The sequence below is a fragment of the Sulfitobacter albidus genome (assembly GCF_018200035.1).
Lineage (GTDB): Bacteria > Pseudomonadota > Alphaproteobacteria > Rhodobacterales > Rhodobacteraceae > Sulfitobacter > Sulfitobacter albidus.
On the sequence record NZ_CP073581.1, the window covers coordinates 74,947 to 99,900 of the forward strand.

Here is a 24,954-nt window from a genome sequence, read left to right on the forward strand (position 1 = left end):
CTCCCTGGAGGCATGATCCACAAAGCAGGTACACTTGTGGCGAACCCAACCAAGACCCGCATCAAACCCGGCCAGGCGTTTATCGCCGTGGCCGGACTTGTCGTTGTGCTCGCCATTGCCTTCCTGGCATGGAGCGTGCGCAGCGAGATCGAGGAGCTCAGCTCGGCCAGTTCGGACAACGTGCAATGGTCACTTTCGCAATCCGAAGTCGAATTTCAGGAATTCTCAAGCCGTATACGGGTTGGCGCGGACCTTGCCGGGGTGCGCAGGCGGTTCGATATTTTCTACAGCAGGATCGGTACCGTATCTACGGCGCAGGTTTTCGAGGAATTGCGCGAGGATCCGGAGTTCAGTGCCACCTTGAATAAAATTCAAACCTGGCTCGACACGACAGTCCCCTACATCGATGCGAGTGATGTCGAGCTGACGGGCAACATGCCAAGGCTGGCGGGGCTGGTACAGGACATCAGGCCCGAAGTCCGCAAGCTGTCCAACTCTGGCCTCGGTATCTTTGCCCGCAATGCGGACAGGCAGCGCTCGGATGTCGCGCGCACCCTGACCGAACTCGCACTGGCATTGGCCGCCTTGATCGCAGCGCTTGGCCTATCGGTGTTGCATCTTGTCCGTCTCAACAAAAGACTGTTGCGCAAGGAAAGCGAGCAGCGTCAGACGGCCACGCGCATGAACACGGTGCTCAATACATCGCTCGACGGTGTGATCGTGAGTGATGATGCAGGCCAAATACTCGAATTCAGCCCCGCCGCCGAAGAGATCTTCGGCTATCGTGCGCAGGATGTGATCGGCCATGAACTTGGTGCGATCATTGTGCCCGACCACATGCGCGCAGGCCATGATGCGGGTATGGAGCGGATGCGCAAGGGCGGCGAAAAACGGGTGGTGGGCAAGGGCCGCGTCCAGCTTGAGGCAAAGCGCGCAGACGGATCGATTTTTCCCGTGGAGTTGGCGATCCAGTCTGCCGTCACGCCGCAGGGCGATATCTTCATCGCGTTTCTGCGCGACATCACCCAGCAAAAGGCGGATGAGGCCGAACTGGTAGATGCCCGCGACAAAGCCATCGCAGGAGAGAAAAGCCGCTCGGAGTTTCTGGCCACCATGAGCCATGAGATCCGCACGCCGCTCAACGGTCTGTTGGGCAATCTCAGCCTCCTTCGCGATACGCCCGTGAGTACCAAACAAGACACCTATATGCGGAATATGGAGACGTCGGGCCGCCTGCTGCTCAGCCATGTTTCGGACGTACTCGACATCACCCGATACGATTCCGGTAAAGTCAGCGCAAAACTTGAGCCAGTGAATATCTCGGACCTGCTGCAGGATATCATCGACAGCCAGAGCGGCATGGCATCAACCCAGGAAACCACATTGGATTGGGGGTGGAATGGCCCCGCACAGCATTGGATTACCTCCGACAGCGACCGCCTCCAGCACGTGTTGATGAACCTCGTCGGCAATGCGGTCAAATTCACCAAGCGCGGGCGTGTTTCCGTCACCGTAGGGTGGGAAAATGACCAGATCACCTTCGAAATCGAGGACACGGGCGCAGGTATTCCCGAAGATCTGCAGGACCGCATCTTCGATGATTTTGTCACGGGCAACGCCGCCTATGACCGCGAAGTGGGCGGCTCCGGCCTTGGCCTCAGCATCGCGAAACGCTTTGTCCATGTCCTGGGCGGTGAAATCGACGTCGCCAGTGTGATGGGAGAGGGGAGCACCTTCCGCGTGACCCTGCCCGCGACCAAAGCGCAAGCCACGCCTCAAAATGATCGCGACAATAACAGCAATGTCGCGACAGCACCGCAACGTGTGCTGATCGTAGAGGACAACGAGATCAACCGCTTTGTCGTGCGCGAGATGCTGCAGGCCGATGGTCACCACGTGTCAGAGGCCCACGACGGCCAACAGGGCGTCGATATGGCCGCCGCCGAGAAATTCGATCTTATCCTCATGGATATCAGCATGCCTGTGCTTGACGGACGCAGTGCCACGCGTCGCATCAGAGAAAGCAATGGGGCATCGGCCCATGCCCGCATCATCGCCCTGACTGCGAATGCGATGGCCGCGGAGCGGGAGGACTTTCTGGCGCACGGTATGAACGACGTCCTCACCAAGCCACTGAGAAAATCGGATCTCCGCATGGCGATGGGGGAGGAATCCCAGCCTGCTCCGAAAGACTTTTCGGACCTCGTTGACCACGCGCATATGAGGGAAACCCTTGAGGTCGTCGGTCCCGAGAAATTTCACAAATTGCTTGCCCGCTACGGCGGTGAAGTGGAGCAAATGATCGCATGGCTGCACAGCGATGCACGTCTTGACCGTGTCGAGATTGCGCAGCAGGCCCATAAGATTGCAGGCAGCGCCGCCATGTTCGGTGCTACGTCCTTCCGCGCTAAACTGCTTTCTCTCGAAGAGGCAGCAAAGGCGGGCGAGGATGCACAGGTCAGGGCCGCCATTGCCACGCTCCCCGATCTGTGGAAGCGCAGCAAAAAGGCATTGTCCGAGATCGCGCTCACGGAATAAGGGTCATCATGCCGACGACGCGACCGATCTCGGCCAGATTGGTCACGGTGCTGTCATAACAGGCCATCGCATCACCGGGCAGCAGATAGGGGTCATAGTCATCCCGGTCTGCACGGCGCAGCAGGTTCTCGATGTTGCGCTCGATCACCACAGAAACGCCCGTCACAGGATTGCGCGAGAAGAGCACAGCAGAGCGGTTCGCGCTGGTGGTCCGTGCGCCACCGACACAGTTGGCATCAATCACCGCCTGCATATACCGCGATCCATACGGCACCTGACGCACCGTTTGCCCCACAGCCGAGGCCGCATTGTTCTGGGCAGGCTGGGTCAGGTTGGAGAGAAACAGGCTCACCCCCGGAGGGCTGATCGGGCTGGGGCGCATCAAATCATCCTGAAAACACTGGCGGCTTGGCACGCGCACTTCGTCGCCTGTCAACAGCATGATGTCGACACCGTTGCTGCCCTCGAACACGCCGCGCATGTCGAGGCGGTAGACCTGACTGCCCCGCCGCACTTCCACTGCCGAGATATCCGCATCGGGCCGTACGCCACCTGCGGCGCGCAAGGCTGCGGAGAGGTTGCGCGCTTCGGTCGAGGCGCCCGAGGCGCCCTGTCGCTGGCTGTCTACGGTGTCACCGCGCACGCCGCCGATCTCGACCACATGCGGCTCGAATACAGCGCCAGATACGCCCACGGAGACGGAGGCGAAATCGGTCGCGCGCACTGATATTCTGGGGCGGGTCTGATAGAACTGATCGGCAACCAATGCTGCTGCAATATCTGCCTCGACCTCTGCGGTGCTGCGCCCCTGGGCACGGATGGGCGGCAGGAACGGCAGCTTGAGCATCCCGTCGCGCGAGACGACATAGCTGCCGTTGAAGGTATCATCCTCGGCCACCCGCACATCCAGCAGATCGTTGCGCGACAAACGCTCACCTTTCAGCGCGCTCGCCGCGATGCTGGAGCCTTTGCCGGCACTCCCGCCAAGGGGCAGACATTTCTGCACGTTGATCTCTTCGGAGCGTAGCAATTCCGCCTGTCTGCGCGTGACATCGGGCTGGCGGTATTGAGCCTGATAGCCGTCTCCCTGCGCCACAGGCTCAAGGTTGTCTGGTTGATCGAAACCGGCACATGCACTGGTCATGAGCAATGCGCTGATCGCGCCGGACAGAGTGGATCGTTTTGCCATGATGGCCTCCTGAAATTGGTTGAGGGCACCATAATTTCAACAGGTTACGTACGCGAGGAGGCATCAGGTTAATCCCCCTATCCTGACGGGTAGGGTCCGCTCCTTTTGCCCCCGAGGCCTGTCCTGCGGGGGCCGGGACAGCTGGCATTGCCCCGCGCTAGGCTCAGCCCATCCAAACGAAAGCCCACGCAATGCCTCTAGCCAAGACGACAAAATCATTCGCCACCAACCTGATCGCCTACGGCGCATCGGAAGTGGCTGCCAAAGCCTCGCGGCTCCTTGTTGTGGTGGCCGTGGCCCGCACGTTGGACCTCACACAGATTGGTATCGCCGCATCGGCAATGGCGGCAGGTGATCTGCTCAAGGCCCTCACCGAGAACGGTGTGGGCCAACGGATCATAGCCGCCGGCGACGCGACGCTTGAGGCGACTTGCACTGCCGCCCGGCGCATCTTCTGGCTTTGGTGTATCGGTCTTTTTGCCGTGCAAGCCCTTATCGCGAGCGCACTCTACCTGTCGGGGGGCAGCACAGTGCTCGCGGGGCTGATCCTGCTCATGGGGCTTGAGTATCTCTTCATGCCCGCAGGTCTGGTTCAGGTGGCGCTGGCCATGCGCGCAGGCAAGCTGCGCCAGACGGCAGCCATCGGCGGCGCGCAGGTGGTGGGCGCAAACCTGCTCTCGGTCCTGTTTGTGCTGATCTTTCCCTCCGCTCTCGCGCTTATTCTACCACGCGTGCTGTCCGCGCCGATCTGGCTGTGCGCTGTCCGCGCGCTGCATCCCTGGGCGCCAGAGGCAGGCACAAAACCCGCGCCGCTGGGCCCTTTCATCGCCTATGGCTGGGCAGTCCTCGGTGTTGAAATCGTCAAAGTGCTCCGCTTGCAAGGCGACAAGATCGTGGTCGGTCTTACCCTCGGCCCCCAAGCGCTTGGCCTCTACTTCATGGCCTTCAACGCGGGGCTCAGCCTTTCCAACGCCTTCGCAACGGCTTTCTCAACGGTTGTCTTTCCCCATCTGAGCCAATCCAATGATCCCGTCGCTGCCATGCGACAGAGCATTGTCGTGGGCCTCTGCCTCATTGCGCCAATCGTTATGGTGCAATCCGCACTCGCCTCCTTGTACGTTCCTGCGCTGCTGGGTCAGGGGTGGGAGGACGTTGCCCCACTGGTCTCGATCCTTTGCCTTGTGGCGATCCCCACCACGCTTTGGGCCACGGCCGCCGGCTGGCTGCGTGTGCAGGGCAAACCGCAGGTCGAGCTGTGGATGACGGCTGTTCTTGCCCTCGCTGTGCTGGCCAGCACGCTGCTCCTTGCCCCCTTCGGTCTGAATGCAATGGCGGTCGGATATCTCGCTGTAGCGGGGGGGCTCATGCTCCTCGGCGCTCTTTGCACACTTCAAGGCGATCTTGTCCCTTCCTCCCCTGAGGTCCAACCATGACAAATTTCTCAATCATCATTCCGTGCTTCAATGCCGCTGCCACCCTCCGGGCGACATTGGACAGCATTGAGGCCCAGACCTGTGGCGACTGGGAAGTCATTTGCGTGGATGACGGCTCAACGGATGCAACACTGGAGGTGCTGCACAAAGCGCGCGACACCGATCCGCGTATCCGCGTCATCCACAACGAGGGCAAAGGCCCAAGCCGCGCCCGCAACCTCGGTGCGCTCTCCTTTGCAAAGGGTGACGTGATCGCCTTTTGCGATGCGGATGACATCTGGGGGCCGGAAAAACTCGGCCAGCTAAGCGCCTGTTTTGCCGACCCTGACATCGACGCAGCCTTTGGCCAGATCGCCTTTTTCCAAGATGATCCGTCGCAGGTTTCGGCACTGTCTACGGTGCCCGACACGCCTGTGAGCATTCCCATGCTGCTTGGTGAAAACCCCGTTTGCACCATGTCAAACCTTGCTGTCCGCCGCGAAGCCTTCTTGCGCACGGGCGGCTTTGACGAGGAATTGGTACATAACGAAGACCTCGAATGGTTGATCCGTCTTGTCGGCAGCGGCGCCCGTGTTCAGGGCATTGATGCGCTGCAAACATGGTATCGCAGCAGTCCCTACGGCCTGTCCGCCAATCTACGCGCCATGCAACAGGGCCGCGAAGAGGCGATCTGGACTGCCGCCCGCTTTGGCCACATGCCGACACGACGTTCGGACGCAATCTTTCTGCGGTACTTGTCCCGCCGTGCGTTGCGCTTGGGGCAGGGGCGTCTTCTGCCGGCTCGCTTTGCCCTTCAAGGCGTCCTGCGAAGCCCCTGCGGGTTCTTCGGCCCCCCGCGACGCGGCCTTGCCACGCTGGCGGGGGCTCTTCTCGTCCCCGTTCTTCCCTCCCGGCTCTCTCAAGCCCTCTTTTCCCGTTAAACCCACCTCACAGGAGCATCCCATGCCCATCGCCTCAATCATCGTGCCTGCGTTCAACGTGGAAGACACCCTGCCTGCCACGCTGGATGCGCTTTGCGCCCAGACATTTCGTGACGTCGAGATCATCGTGGTCAATGACGGCTCGACCGATAGAACCGCCGCCGTGCTGCAAGACTATGCCGACCGCCCGCAGATCAAGGTCATCACCCAGCGCAACCGTGGTCTCGCGGGCGCGCGCAACTCTGGCATTGCGGCCGCGCGTGGCGCATTCATCGGCTTTTGTGATGCCGATGATCTGTGGCTGCCGGAAAAGCTGGCAGCGCATGTGGCACATCTGGACTCTGCACCGCACATCGGTGTCAGCTATTCCGGCTCGTCCCTGATCGACGACGACGGCGCATCGCTTGGCATCGCGCAAAGCCCGCGCCTGAAAAACCTGACCGCCGCCCATATTTTCAAGCGCAATCCTATCGGGAACGGATCGGCCCCCGTAATCCGCCGCGCCGTGTTTGACGCCATCGCCCATCGCCCCGCATCAGAGAAATGCCGCGATTGGTACTTCGACGAGACATTCCGCCAGTCAGAGGACATCGAATGCTGGCTCCGCATCGCCCTTACGACGGGCTGGCAGTTCGAAGGCATCGACGGGCATCTGACCCAATACCGGATAAGCGCGGGTGCCTTGTCCTCTGCCACCGATCTGCAACTTGCCGCTTGGGAGCGTATGGTGGCCAAGTTGACGCGCATCGCCCCTGCCTTTTTTGCCAAGAATACCAAAGCCGCACGCGCCTATCAGCTCCGCTATCTCGCCCGCCGTGCAATCAGCGACAAAGACACAGACCGCGCTTCTGATCTGATTGCCCAGTCCGTTGGTGCGTCATGGGTGCCCTTCTGGGAAGAGCCGCGCAAATCGCTCTCTACGATCGCGGCGGCACTTGTCTTGCGGATCGCCGGCCCGTTGGCCGTTGATGTACTGATGGCCCAGCGGGGGGGCAAAGCATGAAGTCCCTTCCCGTCGTGTTGCACCTCATTGATGACACCACTGCGGGTGGTGTGATGCAGGTGCTGGATTTCCTGCGTTCCGATCCGGAAATGGCACGAACAGCAACGCACAAAGTGGAAAAGGTCAAACGGGGCGCAATCCTTTCCCGCCTTGCGTATGCCGATGTGGTTGTCTCCCACCAAACGGTCTCTTGGTCGTTGTTGCCTGCGTTGCTGGCCCTTCGCACGCGCTTTGCCCGCACACCTTTGATCCACGTAGAGCATAGCTATACCGATGGCTTCGTCGCCCATAATGTCCTCCGGAAACGCCGCTTCCTCCTTCTGCTCGAACTGGCCTATGGGCTTTTCGACCGGGTGGTCGCCGTCAGCAACGGGCAGGCCGACTGGATGGTAGCTAACCGTCTTTTGCGCGGTGAAAAACTATCGACAATCCAGTCTTGTGTTGCCTTGGACAGCTTTCGGTCTTTGCCGGTCCCTCAAAACCCGTCGCGTGTTTTTGCGGCAATCGGGCGTCTGGATAGGCAGAAGGGATTTGATACCCTGATCGCGGCATTCCGCGCCTGCAGTGATCCAGACATTGCGTTGCATATTATCGGCGAGGGGGCGGAGGAGACTACCCTGAAACAACTCGCCGGTGACGATACACGCATCGTATTCAAGGGCTTTCAGGAAAACACCGCCACCGCTTTGGCACCTGTTGACGTGGTGATCATGCCGTCACGCTGGGAAGCATACGGTTTGGTGGCCATCGAGACGCTGGCAGCGGGGCGAAAACTGTTGTGCAGCAATATCGACGGGCTGTGCGATCACGCGCAGCTCGGAGCGGTCCTGTTTGACGCCAAAAATACTCTGGCATTGAAAGAGCTGATTTCACAGGAAGCCCGATCTGGTAGCGCAGGCAGGCATGGCGTGAGCAGACAGATGACCCTCGGGTTGGAAGACCGATTTCGGGAATGCTGGAGCTATTTGTTGTTTGAAGTCGAGGCGCGCTCCCCTGGCGAGATCGCAATAGTGTAACTGGACGTGTGGGCCCTGGACACGTTGACTGTGCATGGTGCGTCGTCTGAACGGGGGGCTGTTGAGCGGTATTGTGACCCGTTCGCCGTCAGGTTTTTTGGCACCAAGTGCGGCTGAAAACGAAAAGAGATTTTGGCTCATCCAGTTGGTTTGAACATCCGGCCCATTGTCTGTGATGAAGCGCCGCGACGTGGGCCAGGTCGACAAGAAGATTGTCGGCACCCTCGCAGCTAACGCGGCCGGGATGTATCAACCAAGCCTGTCGGACCTCTACCAAAGCACGATCCGCAAATGGTCGACTACACTTCAGGATCCGGACCTCAAGATGGAAGCCAATGAAGCTCTGCGGGGGATGGTTTCCGAGATACGAATGGTGCCTGATGCGGACGCATCGAACGGTCATCACATCGAACTTGCCGGGGAATTGGCCGGTATATTGACTTTGCGGGAGGCAGAAACGACATGGCCCGCGCAATATGCACGGGCCATGTCGGTTACCTTGGTTGCGGGAGTAGGATTTGAACCTACGACCTTCAGGTTATGAGCCTGACGAGCTACCGGGCTGCTCCATCCCGCGCCAAGTTCGGTTGAATTAGGATAGCTGCCGGGGGAGTTCAAGCGAAATGCGCGCATACGGCAATAAATTTTGCCGTTGGGGTTTCGGTTCAGGTATTCCAGACGACCGGAACGCTCAGCGGGCCGCGAAAAGCCCAGCCGCCAAAGCGCGCCGCGCCCGCGAGGCGCAGGTTGGGAAGTGTCGCAAAAAGCGTCGGCATCACGACCTCGCCGATCAGGCAGCGCGCGGCCCAGGCCCCGGCACAGAAGTGCGGCCCCGCGCCAAAGGCAATCGAGGCAGAGCCATCCTGCGTGATGTCAAAAACATCCGGTCGGGCAAAGACCGTTTCGTCCCGGTTGCCGGCACCGAACATCAGGAATACCCGCGCGCCTGCTTCCAGCGTGATCCCATGCAGCGTGTAGGGTTGTGCCATCTCGCGCGGGCTCATCCCGATAGGCGACATCCAGCGGGTATATTCCTCGAATGCCTGCATCCAGCTGGCGTGCCCCGATTGTACCAGTGCGTATTGGTCGGGGTGGGTCAGCAGCGCCCAGACAAGGCCCGCGATCACATCGCGCGGTTCATTCTGGCCGCCGGAGATGGCGAGTTTCACGTTTGCGCGGATCTGATCCATCGGCAGTCCGGCCGCAAGCTGCACCGACAGAAGCGACGCGTCGGGATCAGCACGCAGCACTGGCAGCATCACGTCGATGTGCCGGTCGATCGAGGCGGTGCAATCGTGGCAGCGCGCTTCGATCTCCGCGTCGCCCGCGTAGTTGGCGCAGCCATCGATCATGCCTTGGCTCACGCGATCCATTTCTTGCCACGTCATGTCGCGCAGGCCGGTCATCGCCACAAGTGCCTCGCCCGAGAGACGTTTGGCGATGTCTTGCGCCATATCGGCGTGGCCACGCGGTTTGATCTCGGCAAGGGCGCGGTCGGTGATCGTCTGGAATTGGGCCCGCCAGGTATCCCTGACCGTGCGTGGCGACACGGTGGGAAAGATCGCGCGCCGTTCGGCCAGATGCGCGGCCCCGTCCTTGCGCATCATGTTCTGCCCCATCAGCCGCGTCATCAGCCCGTCGGGTTGTTCGGAGGAGAAGTAGGCGATCTTTTTCTCGACCTCGAAGATGTCAGTGCGCCGGGTGATGAGCGTCGCCCCCAGCTGCGGCACGTAGGCAACCGGCGCGTCCCGGCGCAGGACGGCCAGATCGGGGTAGGGATCGTGCCAGAAGGCCTGCGGGTCGATGGTGTAGACGGGCGCGTGGGTCATTGGCGGCTCCTTGGGGTGGGATGCTGTCAGGTCACCACGGGCCGGGGGCTGCGTCAAACGGGAAGGCTGCACTCTTGGGTTGCGATGTTAGCGCAAACAATCTAGTTTGCCGCCAAATATCCTGAACCCCGGAGGCTTTCATGACCCTCAACGTCGCCATCAACGGCTTTGGCCGCATCGGCCGCAACGTCCTGCGCGCCATCATCGAGGCAGAGCGCACGGATATCCGCGTCGTTGCGATCAACGATCTTGCGCCGATCAAGACCAACGCGCATTTGCTGAAATACGATAGCGTGCACGGGCGCTTCCCCGGCAAGATTTCCGTGACCGAGGATACCATCGATGCAGGGCAAGGCCCGATTCGGGTGACAAGCCTGCGCAATCCCGCCGATTTGCCGTGGAGCGATGTGGATATCGTGATGGAATGCACGGGCGTTTTCCGCTCGAAAGACGATTGCAAGGCGCACCTTGAGAACGGCAGCAGCCGTGTGCTTATTTCCGCGCCGGGCAAGGACGTGGACAAGACCATCGTTTACGGGGTGAACCACGACAGCCTGACGGCGGACGATCTGGTTGTTTCGAACGCATCGTGCACGACGAACTGCCTGGCCCCCGTGGCGCAGGTTCTGGATGATGCCGTGGGCATTGTGAAAGGTCTGATGACAACCGTGCACAGCTATACAGGCGACCAGCCGGTGCTGGATACGATGCACAGCGATCTCTACCGCGCACGTGCCGCAGCGCTGTCGATGATCCCGACGTCAACGGGCGCCGCCGCGGCCGTCGGTCTGGTGCTGCCAGAGTTGAACGGCAAGCTTGACGGCACAGCGATCCGCGTGCCCACGCCCAATGTCTCGGTCGTGGATCTGACGTTTGAGGCGTCGCGTGCGACCTCGGTGGATGAAGTCAACGCGGCGATCATCGCCGCCGCCGACGGGCGCCTCGCGGGTATTCTGGGCTATACCGATGAGCCATTGGTGAGCGTGGATTTCAACCACGATCCCCATTCGTCGGTGTTCCATCTCGATCAGACGCGGGTTCTCGACGGGAACATGGTGCGCGTGCTTAGCTGGTATGACAATGAGTGGGGGTTCTCGAACCGCATGCTCGATACGGCGGTTGCCATGGGTAAGCTGATCTAAACTGCCCTGCCGGCCTTGACTTCACCGCGCCCGCGCGGTGTAGCTGCGCGCAGTTTCAGCGCGCCGATGGGGGCGCGCGTCAGCGCGACGAAAGGGACCGCCATGCACGCTTACAGAACCCACTCCTGCGCCTCGCTCACTGCCGCGAATGTGGGCGATACCGTCCGTCTTTCGGGATGGGTGCACCGGGTGCGCGATCACGGCGGCGTTCTGTTTATCGACTTGCGCGATGCCTACGGCATGACGCAGGTGCTGTGCGATCCCGACAGCCCGGTGTTTGCCGAGGTCGAAAAGGTCCGTTCTGAATGGTGTATCCGCATCGACGGCACCGTGAAGGCCCGCGATGAGGCGTTGGTGAACCCCAAGCTGCCCACCGGCGAGATCGAGGTTTACGCCCGCGATATCGAAGTGCTAGGCCGGGTGAACGGCGATCTGCCGTTGCAGGTGTTCGGCGATCAGGAATACCCAGAGGAAACGCGCCTGCGCTACCGCTACCTTGATCTGCGCCGCGAGCGGATGCAGCGCAACATGGCGCTGCGCTCGGACGTTGTGGCCTCATTGCGCAAACGCATGTGGGATCAGGACTTCCGCGAATATCAGACACCGATCATCACCGCCTCCAGCCCCGAAGGGGCGCGCGATTTTCTGGTGCCCTCGCGTCTGCATCCGGGCAAGTTCTACGCCCTGCCGCAGGCGCCGCAGCAGTTCAAGCAGTTGCTGATGGTGTCGGGTTTCGACAAATACTTTCAGATCGCGCCCTGTTTCCGCGACGAAGACCCGCGCGCCGACCGCTCGCCCACCGATTTCTACCAGCTCGACCTCGAGATGTCGTTTGTCGAGCAGCAGGACGTTTTCGACACGATTCAGCCCGTGCTGACCGGCGTGTTCGAGGAATTCGGCGGGGGCCGGAAGGTCGATCAGGACTGGCCGCAGATCTCCTACAAGGACGCGGCGCTGTGGTACGGCTCTGACAAGCCCGACCTGCGCAACCCGATCAAGATGCAGGTCGTGTCCGAGCATTTTGCGGGCTCCGGTTTTGCCATCTTTGCCAAGCTGCTGGAGCAGGAAGGCACCGAGATCCGCGCGATCCCCGCGCCCACCGGCGGCAGCCGCAAGTTCTGCGACCGCATGAATGCCTTTGCCCAGAAGGAAGGTCTGCCCGGCATGGGCTATATCTTCTGGCGCGATCAGGGTGAGGGGCGCGAGGCCGCTGGCCCGCTGGCCAAGAACATCGGCCCCGAGCGCACGGAGGCGATCCGCCAGCAACTCGGCCTCGATACCGGCGACGCGGCGTTCTTCCTTGGCGGCAAGCCCAAGACGTTCGAGGCCGTCGCAGGCCGCGCGCGCAATGTCATCGGCGAAGAGCTGGGGCTGACGGACACCGACCGTTTTGCCTTTGCCTGGATCGTGGATTTCCCGATCTACGAAAAGGACGCCGAAACCGGCAAGATCGATTTCGAGCATAACCCCTTCTCCATGCCGCAGGGCGGGATGGAAGCGCTGGAGGGCGATCCGCTGGAGGTGCTGGGATATCAGTACGATCTGGCGTGCAACGGCTACGAACTGGTGTCCGGCGCGATCCGGAACCACCGCCCCGAGATCATGTTCAAAGCTTTTGAGATCGCGGGCTACGGCGAGGAAGAGGTGCGCAAGCGCTTCGGCGGTATGGTCAACGCCTTCCAATACGGCGCCCCGCCCCACGGAGGCTGCGCCGCGGGCATCGACCGGATCGTGATGCTCCTGGCCGATGAAAGCAACATCCGTGAGGTCATCCTGTTCCCGATGAACCAGCGCGCCGAGGATCTGATGATGAACGCGCCCTCGGATCCGACCAGCGATCAGCTGATGGAGCTGGGGCTGCGCGTGATCCCGCAGGACCAATAAACACAAGCGCCGCAGGATCCTGCGGCGCTTTTTCGTTTCGGGTCAGTCTTCCAGACTGTCGGCGCGCTTTTCTTCGATCAGGCCCATCTCCTCGCGTTTGCGTTCTTCAAAGCGGGCGCCGAAGGCGTCGTTATGCTCGGCCCCGATGGTTTCGCGCGCGCGGGTGAATACCTCGTCCTCTTCCTCCTCGATGTGATGCTCATAATCATGCTTGAGCGTCTTGAACTTGGTCAGCCAGGCGGGGCTGCTCATGTCCATGGTGTTGAGCTCTTCCATCAGGTCGTCGAGCTGCTGGTGCTCGTGTACCGAATGGCGCGCGGCGTCCTGGCCCCAGGTCTCCGAGATCAGCTTGGAATAAAACGTCTCTTCCTCGGCTGCGGCGTGGGATTTCACATCGCGGTAGAATTCCTTCCACTTCGCGCGGCGCTCTGCGCTGTCGCCCTGGGTTTCGGCAATCGCATCCAGAAGGGTGCGGTGGGCGTCGTGATCGTCCTTGATGGCGTCGTAGATGGAAGGCATTGCAGGTCTCCTGATCGGTGCAGATGAAGGGGAACGCTACAGCATCGCGCAGGGTTCCCGCGCGTTTGGGTCTTGTCAGGGCAGGGAGGCTGCGTATCACTGTCGCCATGACCGATCGCCTTCCCTCCGGCGCGCCCATCGGCGCCCCTGTTCCAGACTGGACACCGCCCCCGCTGCCCGGCGTGGCCCCCCTGCAGGGCCGTTTTGCGCGGCTTGAGCGGTTGGACGCGCAGGCCCACGCAGCGCTGCTGTATCGCGCGTTTGCCGAGCAGGACGCGCTGTGGGATTACATGCCGTCGGGGCCATTTTCGTCGTCTGCGCAGTTTCACCGCTGGGTGCGCGACATCGCCGCTGGGAACGACCCTGCGTTCTACGCGATCAAGAATCTGCAAAGCGACGCTTTCGAGGGTATGGCGAGTTTTCTGCGCATCACGCCTGAAGCGGGAAGCATCGAGGTGGGTCACATCTGCTTTGGCGGCGCCCTGCAACGCACGCCCGCCGCGACAGAGGCGATGTATCTGATGATGGGCTGGGCGTTCGAGACGGGCTATCGCCGGTTCGAATGGAAGTGCAACGCGCTCAATCTGCCGTCCCGCCGCGCGGCGCAGCGGCTCGGCCTCAGCTTTGAGGGGGTGTTCCGGCAGGCGACCGTGGTCAAGGGGCGCAACCGCGATACTGCGTGGTTCGCCGCGATCGACAGCGAATGGCCCGCGCTGAAAGAGGCATTCGGCACATGGCTCGCACCCGCGAATTTTGACGATGACGGCGCGCAGCGTGAGCGGTTGGGCGACATGACCCGCCTTGTGCGCGCGGGATCCGATCCGGCGCTGCGCTAGGGCGTCAGATCGCGACCTTCCCGGCCAGTCGCTGCTGGATCAGCCCGGCGATGCGCGCGGTTTCGGACCCAGCGGCCCCACCGTCGGCACGGCGCGCGGCGAGTGCGTGGGCGGCTTGCACCATCGGATCATCGTCGGCAGAGCGGGCAACACCCCGAAGAAACTGGGCGAGATAGTCCAGCGCGTGTTCATTGGGGAGGTTTTCCAGAATATCCGCCGCATGGCTGATGTCGTCGTGATAGGCCATCTCGTCCGGCGTGATCGTTTCGTTTTCAATCACGCGCAGGCCCGACGGGCGGCGGTCGGCGGGCAACTGTGACAGGACCGCTTGCTGGAATGCCGCGAGCGAGGTGATGGGTTTGCCCAGAAAGCCCTGCGCCCCGGCGGCGAGGGCTTCGCCCTCGCGCTCGGTGTCGCCCGAGATTGCCAGAACGATGGATTGGGTCGTCTCAGCTTCCACAAGTTCGGCGATGAATTGCGTGCCGCAACCGTCGGGCAGGCCCAGGTCGACGATCACCACCGTGGGGCGGTAGACCTGCAAATGCCGCCTGGCGGAGCGGATGCAATCGGCCCGCCGGATGCGCGCGCCGGAACGCAGGCACAACAGACGCATCGCCTCGCAGGCAAAGCGGCTGTCTTCGACGACCAGCACGGTCAGGCCCAAAAGCGGACGCGCCGCGGTGGGGGCGGGGAAGGTCGGTGCAAAGGGATCAAGGGGGCCATGGGCGTCTCCGATTCTGGGGTTCCCCTTAATGGTTAAGGCCGCATCGCTAATCACAGGTTAACGCGTCGCATTGCGCTTTTGCCCGGCGCGCCGCATAACGTGGCGCAACTGCAAAACGAGGAGCCCCGCCATGATCGGACGTCTGAACCATGTGGCCATCGCCGTGCCCGACCTTGAGGCCGCGGCGGACCAGTACCGCAACGCGCTGGGCGCCAATGTCGGCCCCGCGCAGGACGAACCCGATCACGGCGTCACGGTGATCTTCATCAAGCTGCCCAACACCAAGATCGAATTGCTTTATCCGCTGGGTGACGACAGCCCGATCAACGGCTTTCTGGAAAAGAACCCGGCCGGCGGCATCCATCACATCTGCTATGAGGTCGATGACATCATCGCGGCCCGCGACCATCTGAAATCCACCGGCGCGCGTGTGCTGGGTTCAGGGGAGCCGAAGATCGGCGCGCATGGCAAGCCCGTGCTGTTCCTGCACCCCAAGGATTTCAACGGCGCGCTCGTCGAGCTGGAACAGGTCTGAGCGCATGGGTGTCACCTCGGCCCTCGTGCTCTACGCCGTTTGCTGGTTCATGACATTCCTCGTGATCCTACCGATCCGCGTCAAAACCCAGGGCGATCTGAATGACATCGTGCCGGGCACCCACGCCGGCGCGCCCGAGCATCATCATCTGGGCAAGAAAGCGATCTGGACGACCGTGATCGCCTTCCTGTTCTGGGCGATCTTCGTGGCGATCATCCTGTCGGAGATCATCAGCGTGGACGATCTGGAAAACTGGGTGGGCCGCGGCGTTCCGTCGTCACGAACTGGTACAGGTGAGTAAACGTCGCGGCCCCAAGAATGGGGATCACGAGGTTTAGCAGCGGCACCGTCAGCGGCATCGCCATCAGCGTGCCCGCCGCCCAGACGGTGAAAAAGTGTTTGCGCCGCAACTGTTTGGCCTTCACCCGGCCAATACGGCGCATGGCGACCAGCATGAAATATTCACGCCCCAGCAAAAACCCGTTCACCGCCCAGAAGATAAAGATCGCGACGGGCGCAAAGGCCACGTAGAGGATCAGCGCCAGCACGTTCACCCCGACGATCACGCCAAGGAAATTCACGGTATCGCGCAGCGCTTCCCAGAACGGTGTGCGGGGTTTCTGGGCCAGATGGGGGTAATGCTCCGCCTCGACCGCGTCGGCCACATCGTCGAGAAACATCGAGGTGATCGCCGAGGCGACAGGGATCATCAGGAATACCGACAGCAGGAGCATCAATGCCAGCGCGCCCCAGCTGAGCAGGTCATCAATCCACTGCACTTCGCCCAGCATTGGAATCCACACCTCGTCGCCGGCGATCCAGCCGATCAGGCTGGCAAATCCTGCAGCGGCAGCGATCATCAGCGCGACCGTCAGCGCGATCCCGATGCCCAGCACACGGGCAAAGCGCGGATCGCCGATCTGGCCAAGGGTCAGGCCAAACGCCCGGAAAATCGCGCCTATAGCCATGTCGTGATGCTTTCGAGGTCCGGGCGCGGACGCTCGGGCGGGGCGGCGCGCGCGGTGCCGATGTGAACGATGCCCGCGATGCGCTCGTGTTCCTCAAGGCCAAACCCCGCGCGCATGAATTCGCGGTCGTGGCTGGCCCAACCGCTGAGCCAGTTCGCCCCCCAGCCCGCCGCAAGCGCGGCATTCACCAGCCCCAGGCAGACACAGCCGGCGGAATAGGTCTGCTCCAGCGCGGGGATCTTTTCGGAGGGTTTGTGCACCTCGATCACGGCCACGGCGAGGGTGCCCTGATCGAATTGCGCGCGTCCCTTGACGATCTGTTCGGCCTCCAGCCCCAGCGCCTCTCCGCGCGCCTGCGCAAGCGCGGCCAGCGGGGCCATGGCGTCGCGTTCGATCACGATGAAACGCCATGGCTCAAGCTTGCCGTGATCCGGCACACGGGCGGCGGCGGTGAGCAGGGGCATCAGCAGATCACGGTCGGGCACCGGGGCGGTCAGCGTCTTGGCCGGGCGCGAGCGGCGGGTTTGCAGGAATTCCAGCGCGTCGGGGTTTGGGGTCGGCATCAGCTCAGCTCTCCAGCTTTTCGGCCATCTCGTCGATGAGCGTGCGGGTCAGGGCGGCGGTGCGGGCGTTGGGCTGGCGCCCGTCGAAAGCGGCGCCAAGCGGATCGGGGGCGGTGTGGCGGCTTTCCGACAGCGCCTCCAGCACGGCGTGGCCACAAAACGGCACATAGACCTCGGAATAGCCGCCCTCATGCGCCAGCATCAACTTGCCGCCGCAGATCTCGCGGGCCAACGCCTTGATCCGGCGGGTCATTTCGCCAAAGGCGCCGGCGGTCAGCTGCATCGAGGCGAGCGGGTCGGGGCAGGCGGCATCGAACCCGCAGGCCACCGCGATGAGATCGGGTTTGAACGCGCGGATCTGCGGGATGACGATCCGCTCAAGCGCGTGCAGGTAGCCGTCCGCGCCCGTGCCGGCGGGAAGGGGCAGGTTGATGTTGTATCCCGCACCGGCGCCTGCACCGCGATCGGCAAAGGCGCCCTTGGGGTGCGGATAGTTGCCTTCCTGGTGCAGCGAGATCGTCAGCGTATCGGCGCGGTCATAGTAGATCTTTTCGGTGCCGTTGCCGTGGTGCACATCCCAATCGAGCACGACGGCGCGGGTGATGTGCCCCTCGGCGCGCGCGGTTTCCAGCGCGATGGCAAGGTTGGCCATCAGGCAAAACCCCATCGGCGCGTCGGGTTCGCAGTGGTGCCCCGGCGGGCGGCTGAGGGCATAGGCGTTCTCGACCTCGCCGGTCGCCACGGCGCGCATCGCAGCGGTGGCCAACCCCGCCGAGAGCGCCGCGACCTCAAAGCCGCCCTGCGCGAAGGGCGCGTGATACCCCAACTCGCCACCGCCCGCGTCCGAGACTTCCTTGAACCGGTCGAGATAGCTGGCGGGATGCACCCGCTCTAGGGCTGCGCGGTCGGCGGGATCGGCGCCCTGCATCGACAGATCGGCGGTGATGCCGGTCACTTCCATCAGATTGCGAAAGCGCCGCTTTGTCTCGGGGCTTTCGGGCAGGCCGCCGGCGGCCATGGGTTGCACCAGCCCGCCCAGCGGCAGCGTAAAGGCATAGTCACCGCCCGCGTGCCAGAATGTCCGTTCGTCCCAGAAAAATCCCGTGCTCATCGCCCCGCCTTTCGATCCGCGCCGTCGTTCGGGGATAGAGATAGGCGTTCCGGGAGGGCATCACAAACGGGATTTCGCGGTGTGCACCGGGTATGCACCGTGTGTACACCGCACGTGCACACACGGAATGGCGAAATGCATTCCAGTGCAGATTGGTATGCGCTAGGCTACGCGTCATGAGATTCCCTGTTCCCTCTTGCCGTCGGCGGCCAGCGGCCCGCGATCCTTTGCGGAGGGCCGCGCGTGGCTGACGGCGGGTATGATGCGGCACAGGCGGCGGCTGCCTCGCAAAGCGGCGATGCCGTGGGCGGCGGATGTGCGGGTTGCCACACGGGCAACTGGATCCACGTTCGCTATGAATATACCGAAGGCGATCCGGTCACCGACGCGGTTTATGTGGTTCAGACCCCCAACGGCGGAGAGCCGGGCGGCGATGTCATCACCGAAGGCGTGATCTCGATCGGGCCGGATGCGCCGCATCAGTATGTGCATGTGGATCTGGGCGATCACGCTGGTCCGGTCGAGGTCTTCGTCTTTGACGATCCGACGGAGCCTGTTCCCTACACTGAGCCCGCCCCCGTCGAGGATGAGCGCGGCTGGTTTGCCCGCGCGGCCGATGCAGTCATGAGCGGCGCCGATTGGGCGTGGGACGTGGTTCAGGGCGATTTCAACGAGGATATGACGACCGGGCAGATCATTACGAATGCCATCGTCACGGCCGTCCCCGGCATCGATCAGGTCGCCGATCTGCGGGATCTGGTGGCCAATGGCAAGGCGTTGATCTGGGACAAGCGCTACACCGAGATCGGCGTGTGGGTCGGCGTCTTTGCCTGCCTGATCGGCCTGATCCCAAGTCTCGGCTCGCTGGCGAAGGGCGTCATCAAGCTGGTCTGGCGGCAGGCCGGTGAGGTTGGCAAGATCCTCATCTACATCAACAAGGCGCTGCACAGGCGGATGCCGCAGGTGAATGGCTACCGTTTCCTGAAAAAGCTTGCCGATGAGCTGCCGGGGCACGTTGCGTTCGTGACGCAGAAATTCAACGAATTTCTGGATATGTGCACTGACCGCATCCCCTTCTTTGGCGGGGGCGAGTTGCGCGAGACGATCGAGACCGTGCGCGCGATGGCCAACGAGATGTTCCCCGCGTGGCGCGCGAAATTCAGGAAAAACTGCTGCGGGGCCTGGCCGATTTCGCGTCGCGCGCGTGGATGGTCATGCCCGGCCAGGGTATCGTGATCCGCCGTACGATGCAGGCCACGCGCCGCGCCTACGACAGCTGGCAGGACACAATGCGGCGGGTCGGGTTCGACAAGACGGCACTGGAGGCCGGCGCCGAACCGATTGATGACGCTGCCAGGGCGCTTGCGCGGCGCACGCCCGAGCTGTTCAAGGAGTGGTACGACGATATTCTGCGCCAGTTACCTGAAGAGTCCGCCCGGCATATGCGCGCAAGCGAGGGCTACTACCTCAACAATGTTCTGCCGTCGTTTTCGAGCAAACCCGAGGTAATTCCGCTGACCGGCGATGGCGCGCTGTTTCGGGTGATCGACAAGCCGGACGGGCACACCGGCGGGTTCTGGAGCCGCAACATTCCCGACGATGACGAAGCGGTCTGGCGCTCAAGGAATGCAGTGCTGCAAGGTTGGAACGAAGGCGGTGCCTTTATCAAGGCGACGGTCCCACCGCCGCCGGCGGCACTGCGCGGACCCATCGCGCCACAGATTTCCGAAGCGGACCCGAACATGATGCTGCGGGGCGGGGACGAGCAGATCTTCCTCCCCGGTCCGCGTGAGGGTGCGATCGGGGAGGATCAGGTGACGGACTACTGGCATACCGGATGGAATGACAGGGCGCCGACCAGCCCCTCACGTGCGTCGATGCGTGCGGGCAACCCGAACGAGTGTGACAAATGACGCCAAAACCCGCCTTTGAAAACGCGATCCGCGCGTTCGACGCCTATGCGGTCGGGCTGGAGCGGCTGGCCGCGGGGATGCAATCGGGTGCGATCCCCGCGACGCGGATGGCCGCCTGTCTGGCGCGCCCTTCTGTGACAGCGGCGGACGTGCAGGACCTTGCCGGGAAGGTGGCGCGGATCGCGCGGCAGATCGAGGCACAGCTAGGCAAACCGGATGTGGATATCGCCGTGATCGCAACCATAAGCGGCGTTCGGTCGATGGTCGGGTTGGCCTACGACGTGCTGACCGACGATTGCCCGCAGGTTCCACCGGCGCATGAAGCATTGGAGCCTGCGATGGCGGCGATGGACGCGGCCTTTCCGCGTTCGCCGCAGGGGGAATATACCTCGTCGGCGGTTGCGGATTACCAGACCGCGTTGGAGCGCAGCAATCCGTGGCGCTGACGCCCGGTTATCCGACCATGCCGACGATTTCGTAGGTCTTTTTCAGAATCGGCGCGGTGATCTCGCGGGCTTGCTCTGCGCCTTTGGCCAGCAGCTTGTCGATCTCGCCCACGTCATCCATCAGCCGCGCCATCTCGGTCGAGATGGGGGCGAGTTTGGCCACCGCCAGTTCGGCCAGCGCGGGTTTGAACGTGCCGAATTGCTGCCCGCCTACGTCCGCCAGCACCTGATCCACGGTCTGTTCGTTCAGCGCGGCGTAGATGTTCACCAGATTGCGCGCCTCGGGGCGGTCCTTGAGGCCCGCAGCCTCGGAGGGGAGCGCGTCCGGGTCCGTCTTGGCCTTGCGGATCTTCTTGGCGATGGTGTCGGCGTCGTCGGTCATGTTGATGCGGCTGGCATCCGACGGATCTGATTTGCTCATCTTCTTGGAGCCGTCGCGCAGGGACATCACGCGGGTCGCGGCCCCTTCGATCACCGGCTCCGTCAGCGGGAAGAAATCAACGCCGTAGTCGTGGTTGAACTTGGCCGCGATGTCGCGGGTCAGCTCGAGGTGCTGTTTCTGATCCTCGCCCACGGGGACGTGGGTGGCGTGATAGACCAGAATGTCGGCGGCCATCAGCGCCGGGTAGCCGAAAAGGCCCAGTGAGGCGGCCTCGGCGTTCTTGCCTGCTTTGTCCTTCCACTGGGTCATGCGGCCCATCCAGCCCATGCGCGCCACGCAGTTGAAGATCCAGCCCAGCTGCGCGTGCTCGGGCACTTGTGATTGGTTGATGAGGATGCTCTTTTCCGGCGAAATGCCCGACGCGATAAAGCCCGCCGCAAGCTCGCGCGTGTTGCGTTTGAGATCCGCAGGATCCTGCCAGACGGTGATCGCGTGCAGATCGACCATGCAGTAGACGGTTTCAAAATCGCCCTGGTTCTGCATGTCGACAAAGCGTTTGATCGCGCCCAGATAGTTGCCAAGGGTCAGCCCGCCCGACGGCTGGATGCCGGAAAAGACGCGGGGGTGAAGGTGGTCTCGCTCATGGCGCACTCCGAAGGGGCTGGAATATGGGTCGCGATGGGCTTACCCATGCCGCAACTCCCCGTCAACGTGAGAGATCCCATGGCACATGATGAGCCTCCGTTCGAGCCTCCGGTCAACCCGCTGCCGCCGGTCGTGGTGGTGCTGTTCCTGATCATCGCGGGCGTCGAGGCGGCGCTGACGCTGGGCGAGGCGGGGCTGATCGGCGGGCCGCAGGCCGTGGGCTGGCGGCTGGGGTTGGTGCGCGACTGGGGCTTTTCGGGCGATATCTTTGACGCGATGGTGTCGCAGGGGCGCTGGCCGCTGGAGCATCTCGCACGGTTGCTGACCTATCCGTTCATTCACCTGACATTCACCCACGCGCTCATCGCCATCGTGCTGATGCTGGCGCTGGGCAAGATGTGCGCCGAGGTGATGGGGCAATTCGCCATGCTGGCGCTGTTCGTGCTGTCGGGCATCGGCGGCGCGTTGGCCTATGCGCTGCTGCTGGACGATCCGGTCTGGCTGGTGGGCGCCTACCCGGCGGTCTACGGGCTGATCGGCGGATACAGCTTCCTGCTGTGGCGCCGGTTGGCGGGCACCGGGTCGCAGCAGTTTCGTGCGTTCTCGCTCATCGGGGTGCTGATGGGCCTGCAACTGGTGTGGAGCCTTTTTGCCGATGTGGGCAATGGATGGGTGGCCGAGCTGGCCGGGTTCGTCACCGGATTTGCGCTGTGTTTCATTGCAGCGCCCGGCGAATGGGCCAAGATCCTGACGCGGTTGCGTCAGCGTTAGCCCTTGCGCCGGACGGCCTGTTTGAATTCCTGCAAGCGGAAGGCGCCGATCAGCTGGCCCGATCCGAAATAGCTGACGGCGGCGATGACGATCAGCAGTAGCAGTCCCAGCCCGCTCCACCCCGGCATGGCGAGCAGGGTCGTCAGCTGCACATTGGCAAACCAGACGACCGCGCCCATGATGACGGCGGCGACGAGGATGCGCCAGATGCGGCGGCGAAAGCGGTCGTCCATGCGCACCGTCTCCCCCCAGCGGCGCGCGCCGATGGCGAGGGCCGCGTACATCGCCCAGCCCGCCACCGTGGCGGCGACGGCGGGGGCGAGCCAGCCCACGACCGGCGCAAGGCCCACCGCAAGGCCCGCGTTGATAACCATGGCGAGGATCGCAAAATAGAACGGGCGTTTGGTGTCGGCGCGGGCGAAATAGATCGGTTGCACGATCTTTTGCAGCACAAAGGCCGGCAGGCCCAAGCCGTAGATCATCACCGCCGTGGCAATCGCCGCGCTGTCGTCGGGGCCGGAGGCGCCCCGCTCAAACAGGACCGACACCAGCGTGAGCGGCACCACCATCAGCGCGATGGCCGAGGGGATCGTCAGCGCCAGCGAGACCTCCGCCGCGCGGGACAACGCGTGGCGCGCGCCGGTGTCGTCCCCGCGGACAGGCGCCGGGACAGATCGGGCAGCAGCACAATGCCCACCGCGATACCGACAACGCCGAGGGGCAGTTGATAAAGCCGGTCGGCGGCAAACAGCCAGCTGACCGCGTTTTCGTATTGCGAGGCGACAAGCTGTCCCACGACAAGGTTGATCTGCATCACGCCCGACGCAAGGGCGGCGGGCAGGGCGATTATGACGAGATCGCGCATCTGCGGGCTCCACCTTGGGCGGCGGGGGCGGATGGCGAAACCGGCGCCCGCCGCCGCGCGCCACGTCAACGCCAGCTGCGCGATGCCCGCCAGCGGGATTGACCAGACGAGCCAGGTGATTGCCGGGCTTTGCGTTAGATGGGCAAGCGTGAGCGCGGTGATGACAAAGATATTGAGCAGCACGGGCGCCGCAGCGGCCACGGCAAAGCGCCCGGTCGCGTTGAGGATGCCGGAAAACAGCGCCGAGAGGGACATGAAAAGGATGTAGGGAAAGACGATGCGCCCGTAATCCACGGTCATGTCGAACCGCGCGTCGCCGGTGAACCCTTCGGCCGTCAGCCAGACGAGACCCGGCATGAAAACCATGCCGAGCCCGGTGAGGATCAGCGTCACGAACGCCAGCCCGCTGAGGGCCTGCACGGCAAAGCCCTGTGGATCTTCCCCCGCCTCCAGCCGTTTGGAGAACATCGGCACGAAGGCCGCGTTGAATGCCCCTTCGGCAAAGAACCGGCGGAACATGTTGGGCAGGCGGAAGGCGGCAACAAAAGCGTCCATCACCGGGCCGGGGCCGATCAGCGACAGGATCAGCACCTCGCGCACGAACCCCAGAACGCGGCTGAGCAGCGTCCAGACACCGACGGTGAAAAAGCCCGTGAGCAGGCGGATGGGTTTCATGGGGCCTCGTGCGCTACGCTTGGGAGTGGGGGTAGCCCTGTGCGCGGGCGGGCGCAATGGTTTCGCTTGTGCGCGCGCGTGATTGCGGGAAGGATCGCGGCGATGACGAAACACCGGATCATGTTGTTTGGCGCCACCGGCACGGCGGGTGCGGGGGCGCTGGTGGGCCTGCGCGACGCGGGGCACGAGGTCGTGTGCTTTGGCCGCAGCGCGCCGGAGGGCGGCGCGGAATTTGTGCGCGGGGATGTGACGGATCCGCGCCAGCTGCGCGCGGCGTTTGCGGGGCGCGGGATCACGGCGGTGGTGAGCTGTCTTGCCTCGCGCAGCGGTGCGCCGCGCGATGCCTGGGCGGTGGATCACGGCGCGCAGCTGGCCGTGCTGGCGGCGGGGCAGGCGGCGGGGGTCGGGCATCTCGTGCTGCTCTCGGCGATCTGCGTGCAGCGGCCAAAGCTGGCGTTTCAGCAGGCCAAGCTGGCGTTCGAGGCGGCGCTGATCGCGTCGGGGCTGCGCTATTCCATCGTGCGGCCCACGGCGTTTTTCAAATCCCTCTCGGGGCAGGTGGCGCGGGTGCGGGCGGGGCGGCCTTTCATGGTGTTCGGTGACGGTCGGTTGACCGCGTGCAAGCCGATCAGCGACCGCGATCTGGGGCGCTATATCGCTGGCTGTCTGGACGATCCGGCGCGGTGGGACGCGGTTTTGCCGATTGGCGGGCCGGGGCCTGCGATCACGCCGCTGGACCAGGTGGCAATGCTGTCGGATTTGCTGGGGCGTGCGGTGCCGGTGCGTCGGGTGCCGGTGGCCTTGCTCGATACGATTGCGGGGGGATTGGGCGCGCTGGGCAAGCTATATGCACCCGCCGCCGAAAAGGCGCAGTTGGCGCGCATCGGGCGCTATTACGCGACTGAATCGATGCTGGTGTGGGATGGTGCGCGCTATGACGCGCAGGCGACGCCCACGTTTGGCAGCGATACGTTGCGGAACCATTATGCGGCGCTTCTGGCGGGGCAGGCGACGGTGGATCTGGGCGCGCACGGGGTTTTCTGAGGG

The 24,954-nt window shown here is 63.2% G+C and carries 22 protein-coding genes, 1 tRNA gene and 2 pseudogenes; 15 read left to right on the top strand and 10 right to left on the bottom strand.

The window, feature by feature from the left end; translation table 11 throughout:
- Positions 1-12: 12 nt before the first annotated feature.
- On the top strand, positions 13-2,538 hold the full coding sequence (locus KDD17_RS00360) for an ATP-binding protein (protein WP_212704765.1): 2,526 nt from the start codon (positions 13-15) through the stop codon (positions 2,536-2,538).
- On the opposite strand, the gene KDD17_RS00365 is transcribed toward KDD17_RS00360, so the two are convergent.
- Positions 2,528-3,727: a polysaccharide biosynthesis/export family protein gene (locus KDD17_RS00365; protein WP_212704766.1), complete on the bottom strand. Its 1,200-nt coding sequence runs from the start codon at positions 3,725-3,727 to the stop codon at positions 2,528-2,530. The genes KDD17_RS00360 and KDD17_RS00365 overlap by 11 nt on opposite strands.
- Positions 3,728-3,918: 191 nt before the next feature.
- Here KDD17_RS00365 and KDD17_RS00370 point away from each other — a divergent pair, with 191 nt between their 5' ends.
- Genes KDD17_RS00370 through KDD17_RS00385 form a run of 4 tightly spaced genes read left to right on the top strand, consistent with a single transcriptional unit; the run spans position 3,919 to position 8,099 of the window.
- Positions 3,919-5,160, top strand: a complete 1,242-nt coding sequence (locus KDD17_RS00370; RefSeq protein WP_212704767.1) for an oligosaccharide flippase family protein — start codon at positions 3,919-3,921, stop codon at positions 5,158-5,160.
- Positions 5,157-6,080, top strand: a complete 924-nt coding sequence (locus KDD17_RS00375) for a glycosyltransferase family 2 protein (RefSeq protein ID WP_212704768.1) — start codon at positions 5,157-5,159, stop codon at positions 6,078-6,080. Before KDD17_RS00370 ends, KDD17_RS00375 begins: the two co-directional genes overlap by 4 nt.
- Positions 6,081-6,102: 22 nt before the next feature.
- The gene (locus KDD17_RS00380) at positions 6,103-7,083 is read left to right on the top strand and encodes a glycosyltransferase family 2 protein (RefSeq protein WP_212704769.1); all 981 of its coding nucleotides are present in this window, start codon (positions 6,103-6,105) and stop codon (positions 7,081-7,083) included.
- Entirely contained in the window at positions 7,080-8,099 is a 1,020-nt protein-coding gene (locus KDD17_RS00385; protein ID WP_212704770.1) for a glycosyltransferase, read from the top strand. Before KDD17_RS00380 ends, KDD17_RS00385 begins: the two co-directional genes overlap by 4 nt.
- Positions 8,100-8,599: 500 nt before the next feature.
- Here the strand turns inward: KDD17_RS00385 and KDD17_RS00390 are convergent.
- Positions 8,600-8,676: transfer RNA gene (locus tag KDD17_RS00390), tRNA-Met, on the bottom strand.
- Positions 8,677-8,764: 88 nt separating this feature from the next.
- Positions 8,765-9,928 carry a cytochrome P450 gene (locus KDD17_RS00395; protein WP_212704771.1) on the bottom strand — a complete coding sequence of 388 codons (1,164 nt, stop codon included), beginning with the start codon at positions 9,926-9,928 and terminating at the stop codon, positions 8,765-8,767.
- A gap of 140 nt (positions 9,929-10,068) precedes the next feature.
- Between KDD17_RS00395 and gap the strand changes: the two genes are divergently transcribed.
- Both gap and aspS read left to right on the top strand, forming a co-directional pair.
- On the top strand, positions 10,069-11,070 hold the full coding sequence (gap, locus tag KDD17_RS00400) for a type I glyceraldehyde-3-phosphate dehydrogenase (protein WP_212704772.1): 1,002 nt from the start codon (positions 10,069-10,071) through the stop codon (positions 11,068-11,070).
- Between the two features lie 102 nt (positions 11,071-11,172).
- The gene (gene aspS / locus KDD17_RS00405; protein WP_212704773.1) at positions 11,173-12,954 is read left to right on the top strand and encodes an aspartate--tRNA ligase; all 1,782 of its coding nucleotides are present in this window, start codon (positions 11,173-11,175) and stop codon (positions 12,952-12,954) included.
- 42 nt (positions 12,955-12,996) lie between these two features.
- Here aspS and KDD17_RS00410 read toward each other — a convergent pair whose 3' ends face one another.
- On the bottom strand, positions 12,997-13,473 hold the full coding sequence (locus KDD17_RS00410; protein ID WP_212704774.1) for a hemerythrin domain-containing protein: 477 nt from the start codon (positions 13,471-13,473) through the stop codon (positions 12,997-12,999).
- 107 nt (positions 13,474-13,580) lie between these two features.
- On the opposite strand from KDD17_RS00410, the gene KDD17_RS00415 reads away from it, so the two are divergent.
- Entirely contained in the window at positions 13,581-14,309 is a 729-nt protein-coding gene (locus KDD17_RS00415) for a GNAT family N-acetyltransferase (RefSeq protein WP_212704775.1), read from the top strand.
- Between the two features lie 4 nt (positions 14,310-14,313).
- Here KDD17_RS00415 and KDD17_RS00420 read toward each other — a convergent pair whose 3' ends face one another.
- Positions 14,314-14,961, bottom strand: a complete 648-nt coding sequence (locus KDD17_RS00420) for a response regulator (RefSeq protein ID WP_254796838.1) — start codon at positions 14,959-14,961, stop codon at positions 14,314-14,316.
- Between the two features lie 202 nt (positions 14,962-15,163).
- Between KDD17_RS00420 and mce the strand changes: the two genes are divergently transcribed.
- Positions 15,164-15,568, top strand: a complete 405-nt coding sequence (gene mce, locus KDD17_RS00425) for a methylmalonyl-CoA epimerase (RefSeq protein WP_212704776.1) — start codon at positions 15,164-15,166, stop codon at positions 15,566-15,568.
- 4 nt (positions 15,569-15,572) lie between these two features.
- On the top strand, positions 15,573-15,869 hold the full coding sequence (locus KDD17_RS00430) for a DUF1467 family protein (protein WP_212704777.1): 297 nt from the start codon (positions 15,573-15,575) through the stop codon (positions 15,867-15,869).
- On the opposite strand, the gene KDD17_RS00435 is transcribed toward KDD17_RS00430, so the two are convergent.
- From KDD17_RS00435 to KDD17_RS00445, 3 genes are read right to left on the bottom strand one after another with little or no spacing between them, the layout of a single operon-like run.
- The gene (locus KDD17_RS00435; protein WP_212704778.1) at positions 15,799-16,536 is read right to left on the bottom strand and encodes an EI24 domain-containing protein; all 738 of its coding nucleotides are present in this window, start codon (positions 16,534-16,536) and stop codon (positions 15,799-15,801) included. The two genes, KDD17_RS00430 and KDD17_RS00435, sit on opposite strands and share 71 nt — an antisense overlap.
- Positions 16,527-17,099, bottom strand: a complete 573-nt coding sequence (locus KDD17_RS00440; protein ID WP_212704779.1) for a nitroreductase family protein — start codon at positions 17,097-17,099, stop codon at positions 16,527-16,529. Before KDD17_RS00440 ends, KDD17_RS00435 begins: the two co-directional genes overlap by 10 nt.
- A gap of 4 nt (positions 17,100-17,103) precedes the next feature.
- On the bottom strand, positions 17,104-18,210 hold the full coding sequence (locus KDD17_RS00445; protein ID WP_212704780.1) for a class II histone deacetylase: 1,107 nt from the start codon (positions 18,208-18,210) through the stop codon (positions 17,104-17,106).
- A gap of 243 nt (positions 18,211-18,453) precedes the next feature.
- Between KDD17_RS00445 and KDD17_RS00450 the strand changes: the two genes are divergently transcribed.
- The 3 genes from KDD17_RS00450 to KDD17_RS00460 are packed head-to-tail and all read left to right on the top strand — an operon-like array spanning position 18,454 to position 20,569.
- Positions 18,454-19,446, top strand: a complete 993-nt coding sequence (locus KDD17_RS00450) for a hypothetical protein (protein ID WP_212704781.1) — start codon at positions 18,454-18,456, stop codon at positions 19,444-19,446.
- The gene (locus KDD17_RS00455) at positions 19,356-20,123 is read left to right on the top strand and encodes a hypothetical protein (RefSeq protein ID WP_212704782.1); all 768 of its coding nucleotides are present in this window, start codon (positions 19,356-19,358) and stop codon (positions 20,121-20,123) included. Before KDD17_RS00450 ends, KDD17_RS00455 begins: the two co-directional genes overlap by 91 nt.
- On the top strand, positions 20,120-20,569 hold the full coding sequence (locus KDD17_RS00460) for a hypothetical protein (RefSeq protein WP_212704783.1): 450 nt from the start codon (positions 20,120-20,122) through the stop codon (positions 20,567-20,569). Before KDD17_RS00455 ends, KDD17_RS00460 begins: the two co-directional genes overlap by 4 nt.
- A gap of 7 nt (positions 20,570-20,576) precedes the next feature.
- Here KDD17_RS00460 and trpS read toward each other — a convergent pair.
- Positions 20,577-21,595: pseudogene (gene trpS, locus KDD17_RS00465) on the bottom strand (tryptophan--tRNA ligase).
- Positions 21,596-21,674: 79 nt separating this feature from the next.
- Between trpS and KDD17_RS00470 the strand changes: the two are divergent.
- Positions 21,675-22,367 carry a rhomboid family intramembrane serine protease gene (locus KDD17_RS00470; RefSeq protein ID WP_212704785.1) on the top strand — a complete coding sequence of 231 codons (693 nt, stop codon included), beginning with the start codon at positions 21,675-21,677 and terminating at the stop codon, positions 22,365-22,367.
- Here KDD17_RS00470 and murJ read toward each other — a convergent pair.
- Positions 22,364-23,907, bottom strand: a pseudogene (gene murJ, locus KDD17_RS00475) (murein biosynthesis integral membrane protein MurJ). The gene KDD17_RS00470 and the pseudogene murJ sit on opposite strands and share 4 nt — an antisense overlap.
- Positions 23,908-24,009: 102 nt before the next feature.
- On the opposite strand from murJ, the gene KDD17_RS00480 reads away from it, so the two are divergent.
- On the top strand, positions 24,010-24,951 hold the full coding sequence (locus KDD17_RS00480) for an NAD(P)H-binding protein (RefSeq protein ID WP_212704786.1): 942 nt from the start codon (positions 24,010-24,012) through the stop codon (positions 24,949-24,951).
- Positions 24,952-24,954: the final 3 nt, after the last annotated feature.

Excerpts from the sequence above, each read along its gene's own strand:
- KDD17_RS00360 (WP_212704765.1), top strand. The coding sequence starts at position 13 with ATGATCCACAAAGCAGGTACACTTGTGGCGAACCCAACCAAGACCCGC.
- KDD17_RS00365 (WP_212704766.1), bottom strand. The coding sequence starts at position 3,727 with ATGGCAAAACGATCCACTCTGTCCGGCGCGATCAGCGCATTGCTCATG.
- KDD17_RS00370 (WP_212704767.1), top strand. The coding sequence starts at position 3,919 with ATGCCTCTAGCCAAGACGACAAAATCATTCGCCACCAACCTGATCGCC.
- KDD17_RS00375 (WP_212704768.1), top strand. The coding sequence starts at position 5,157 with ATGACAAATTTCTCAATCATCATTCCGTGCTTCAATGCCGCTGCCACC.
- KDD17_RS00380 (WP_212704769.1), top strand. The coding sequence starts at position 6,103 with ATGCCCATCGCCTCAATCATCGTGCCTGCGTTCAACGTGGAAGACACC.
- KDD17_RS00385 (WP_212704770.1), top strand. The coding sequence starts at position 7,080 with ATGAAGTCCCTTCCCGTCGTGTTGCACCTCATTGATGACACCACTGCG.
- KDD17_RS00395 (WP_212704771.1), bottom strand. The coding sequence starts at position 9,928 with ATGACCCACGCGCCCGTCTACACCATCGACCCGCAGGCCTTCTGGCAC.
- gap (WP_212704772.1), top strand. The coding sequence starts at position 10,069 with ATGACCCTCAACGTCGCCATCAACGGCTTTGGCCGCATCGGCCGCAAC.
- aspS (WP_212704773.1), top strand. The coding sequence starts at position 11,173 with ATGCACGCTTACAGAACCCACTCCTGCGCCTCGCTCACTGCCGCGAAT.
- KDD17_RS00410 (WP_212704774.1), bottom strand. The coding sequence starts at position 13,473 with ATGCCTTCCATCTACGACGCCATCAAGGACGATCACGACGCCCACCGC.
- KDD17_RS00415 (WP_212704775.1), top strand. The coding sequence starts at position 13,581 with ATGACCGATCGCCTTCCCTCCGGCGCGCCCATCGGCGCCCCTGTTCCA.
- mce (WP_212704776.1), top strand. The coding sequence starts at position 15,164 with ATGATCGGACGTCTGAACCATGTGGCCATCGCCGTGCCCGACCTTGAG.
- KDD17_RS00430 (WP_212704777.1), top strand. The coding sequence starts at position 15,573 with ATGGGTGTCACCTCGGCCCTCGTGCTCTACGCCGTTTGCTGGTTCATG.
- KDD17_RS00435 (WP_212704778.1), bottom strand. The coding sequence starts at position 16,536 with ATGGCTATAGGCGCGATTTTCCGGGCGTTTGGCCTGACCCTTGGCCAG.
- KDD17_RS00440 (WP_212704779.1), bottom strand. The coding sequence starts at position 17,099 with ATGCCGACCCCAAACCCCGACGCGCTGGAATTCCTGCAAACCCGCCGC.
- KDD17_RS00445 (WP_212704780.1), bottom strand. The coding sequence starts at position 18,210 with ATGAGCACGGGATTTTTCTGGGACGAACGGACATTCTGGCACGCGGGC.
- KDD17_RS00460 (WP_212704783.1), top strand. The coding sequence starts at position 20,120 with ATGACGCCAAAACCCGCCTTTGAAAACGCGATCCGCGCGTTCGACGCC.
- KDD17_RS00470 (WP_212704785.1), top strand. The coding sequence starts at position 21,675 with ATGGCACATGATGAGCCTCCGTTCGAGCCTCCGGTCAACCCGCTGCCG.
- KDD17_RS00480 (WP_212704786.1), top strand. The coding sequence starts at position 24,010 with ATGACGAAACACCGGATCATGTTGTTTGGCGCCACCGGCACGGCGGGT.